Here is a 4,074-nt window from a genome sequence, read left to right as displayed (position 1 = left end):
TTTGTAAAAGGAAATCCTGTTGAAATTGGAAACAAAATTGGAACCTATTTAAAAGACAATGTAGAAGAAATTGCCGATTTTAATGTGGTAAAAGGTTTTTTAAACTTGGTTATTTCCGATTCATTTTTTGTAAATAGTTTTCAATCTATTTATGAAACCGAAAATTTTGGTATTGTTCAACCTGCAGAAAATGAAAAAGCAGTAATGGTTGAATATTCTTCGCCAAACACCAATAAACCATTGCATTTGGGGCATATTCGCAATAATTTACTGGGCTATTCAGTTGCTGAAATTATCAAAGCTTCTGGTAGAAAAGTTTATAAAACACAAATTATCAACGATCGTGGTATTCATATTTGTAAAAGTATGTTGGCCTGGCAACGTTTTGGAAATGGCGAAACGCCAGAAAGTACTGGTTTAAAAGGTGACAAACTGGTTGGTAATTATTATGTTGCTTTTGACAAGGCTTATAAAGAAGAAATTAAGCAATTGATTGCTGAAGGCAAAACCGAAGAAGAAGCAAAAAAACAAGCACCTATTTTAGTTGAAGCACAACAAATGTTATTAAAATGGGAAGCTGGTGACGAAGCAATTGTATCGCTTTGGAAAACCATGAATGAATGGGTTTATGCTGGTTTTAACGAAACATACAAAGCCTTAGGTGTTGATTTTGATAAAAATTATTACGAAAGCAATACTTATTTATTGGGTAAAGATGTTGTTGCCGAAGGTTTGGCTAAAGGTGTTTTTTACAAAAAAGAAGATGGTTCTGTTTGGATAGATTTAACCGAAGATGGTTTGGATGAAAAAATTGTGTTGCGATCTGACGGAACAGCAGTTTATATGACCCAAGATATTGGTACTGCCATTGAACGTTTTAAAGATTTTGATTTAGATGAATTGGTTTATACTGTTGGTAATGAGCAAGATTACCATTTTAAAGTGTTGTTTTTAATTTTAGAAAAATTAGGCTTTAGCTGGGCAAAAAACTGTTACCATTTATCGTATGGTATGGTTGATTTACCTAGTGGTAAAATGAAATCGAGAGAAGGTACCGTTGTTGATGCTGATGATTTGATGTTTGAAATGACCAATACTGCTCGTGAAATTTCTCAAGAATTGGGTAAATTAGAAGGTTATTCAAACGAAGAAAAAGAAACTTTATACAACACCATTGGTTTGGGTGCTTTAAAATATTATATTTTAAAAGTTGACCCTAAAAAACGTATTTTATTTGATCCTGAAGAATCTGTAGATTTTGCAGGTAATACAGGTCCGTTTATTCAATATACATATGCTCGAATTCAGTCTATTTTAAGAAAAGCTGATTTTGATTATTCAAGCTCAATTTCAACAATTGCTTTGCATGAAAAAGAACGTTCGTTAATAAAACAGTTGCAATTATTTCCTGAAGTAATTCAGAATGCAGCTAAAAATCATAGTCCGGCATTGATTGCAAATTACACGTACGATTTGGTAAAAGAATACAACTCTTTGTACCAAACATTGCCAATTTTAGGTTGTGATAACGAAAATGAAAAAATAATAAGAACAAAACTTTCTAAAAAAGTAAGTGAAGTTATTAAAACTGCATTTGGCTTATTAGGAATTGATGTTCCGGAGAGAATGTAAGTCGTAGTTTGGGGTATTTACGAAGTTAGATATTAAATATTAGAGGTTTGAAGTTTGGAGTTTGAAGACCAAAGTCTGTTTGTTTCTAAGATTAATGTTGACTATTTTGTCATTTCGACAACGGAGAAATCACATCCAATGCTTGTATTTAAGAGCTAGAAGGAATTTTGAGGTATTTACGAAGTTAGATATTAAATATTGGAAGTTTTAAGTTTGGAGTTTGAAGACCAAAGTTTGTTTGTCTCTAAGATAAATGTTAACTATTTTGTCATTTCGACAACGGAGAAATCACATCCAATGTTTGTATTTAAGAGCTAGAAGGAAGTTTGAGTTATTTACGAAGTTAGATATTAAATATTAGAAGTTTGGTGTTTGGAGTTTGAAGACCAAAGTCTGTTTGTCTCTAAGATTAATGTTGACTATTTTGTCATTTTGACAACGGAGAAATCACATACAATGCTTGTATTTAAAAGCTAGAAGCAATTTTGAGGTATTTTTGAAGTTAGATATTAAATATTAGAAGTTTGAAGTTTGAAGTTTGAAGACCAAAGTCTGTTTGTTTCTAAGATTAATGTTGACTTTGTCATTTCGACAACGGAGAAATCACATCAATGCTTGTATTTACGAGTTAGAAGCAATTTTGAGGTATTTACGAAGTTAGATATTAAATATTAGAAGTTTGGAGTTTGGAGTTTGAAATTTATAAGTTACTAGATATAATTTACCAACAATTTTCATTGTTAGTTGATTTGCGTTAGTGATAGCAGCGGCATCCTTTTTTACAATGCAACGCAGTGGAATTGTAAAAAAGATATAGCGGATAGCACGACCCAAAGGGAAACGCCCAAAATATTTAAGTCAATAGTTAAAAATCTGAAAGTCGCAAGTTGTAAACATTTGAGGTTGTTTTTTGCTAAATGTGGTTAACCAATAAGTGAAAATTTAAAGTTTAGGGCTCAAAATTAAAAAGGATGAGGTTTAATTGATTCATAAAATGGCAATAAATACCCGTTAAAAAACACAATTATATAATTAGATGCGTTTAGAATTGTAGATTTCAAGAAATTTGAGTTAAAGTCATTAAACAATTCAACGGCTCTTTTATTAATAAAAAATTAATTAAATTTGCGGGGTTAAATCAGTTATCATAAAACAGAAAATATAAAACATGAAATACGACGTTATTATTATTGGTAGTGGTCCTGGAGGATATGTTACAGCTATTAGAGCATCGCAACTTGGCTTTAAAGTTGCCGTAGTTGAAAAAGAAAACTTAGGTGGAATCTGTTTAAACTGGGGATGTATCCCTACCAAAGCTTTGTTAAAAAGTGCTCAAGTTTACGATTATTTAAAACATGTTGATGAATATGGTTTAAAAGCTGAAGCTATTGACAAGGATTTTGAGGCTGTTATTAAACGTAGTAGAGGTGTTGCTGAAGGAATGAGCAAAGGTGTTCAATTTTTAATGAAAAAGAACAAAATTGACGTTATTGATGGTTTTGGAAAAATTAAGCCAGGTAAAAAAGTTGATGTAACTGCTGCTGATGGTACTGTGACTGAATACAGTGCAGACCACATTATTATTGCTACTGGGGCTCGCTCTCGTGAGTTGCCAAACTTACCGCAAGACGGTAAAAAAGTTATTGGTTATCGCCAGGCTATGACTTTACCAACACAACCTAAAAAAATGATTGTTGTTGGTTCTGGTGCTATTGGTGTTGAATTTGCTCATTTTTACAATTCAATGGGTACTGATGTAACTATTGTTGAGTTTTTACCAAACATTGTTCCTGTTGAAGATATTGATGTTTCAAAACAATTTGAACGTTCTATTAAAAAAGCAGGTATCAAAGTTATGACAAGTTCTTCTGTTGAATCTGTTGATACTTCAGGTGAAGGCGTGAAAGCGGTTGTAAAAACAGCAAAAGGTGAAGAAATTTTAGAAGCTGATATTGTACTTTCTGCTGTTGGAATTAAATCTAACATTGAAAATATTGGTTTAGAAGATGTTGGAATTATTGTTGATAGAGATAAAATTTTGGTAAACGATTATTATCAAACCAATATTCCTGGTTATTATGCAATTGGTGATGTTGTGCCTGGACAAGCTTTGGCGCACGTTGCATCTGCAGAAGGTATTACTTGTGTTGAAAAAATTGCAGGTTTACATACTGAAAAAATTGACTACGGAAATGTTCCTGGTTGTACTTATGCAACTCCAGAAATTGCAAGTGTTGGTTTAACTGAAGCTAAAGCAATTGAGGCTGGTTACGAAATTAAAGTTGGTAAATTCCCTTTCTCAGCATCTGGTAAAGCAAAAGCTTCTGGTGCTCCTGATGGTTTTGTAAAAGTTATTTTTGATGCAAAATACGGTGAGTGGTTAGGTTGCCATATGATTGGTGCTGGTGTTACTGATATGATTGCTGAAGCGGTTTTAGGTAG

2 protein-coding genes are annotated in these 4,074 nt (G+C 32.4%); both read left to right on the top strand.

Translation table 11 applies throughout. The features are described 5' to 3' along the window. A partial coding sequence (gene argS, locus EC396_RS11975) for an arginine--tRNA ligase (protein WP_129366920.1) occupies positions 1 to 1,632 on the top strand: 1,632 nt, incomplete at its 5' end. 1,168 nt (positions 1,633 to 2,800) lie between these two features. Further along, the coding region (gene lpdA, locus EC396_RS11970; protein WP_129366919.1) for a dihydrolipoyl dehydrogenase at positions 2,801 to 4,074 on the top strand (1,274 nt) is incomplete at its 3' end.

Origin of the sequence: Lutibacter sp. HS1-25 (assembly GCF_004121075.1) — a bacterium.
Classification (GTDB): Bacteria; Bacteroidota; Bacteroidia; order Flavobacteriales; family Flavobacteriaceae; genus Lutibacter.
This window is presented reverse-complemented; position numbering and strand designations above follow the sequence as displayed.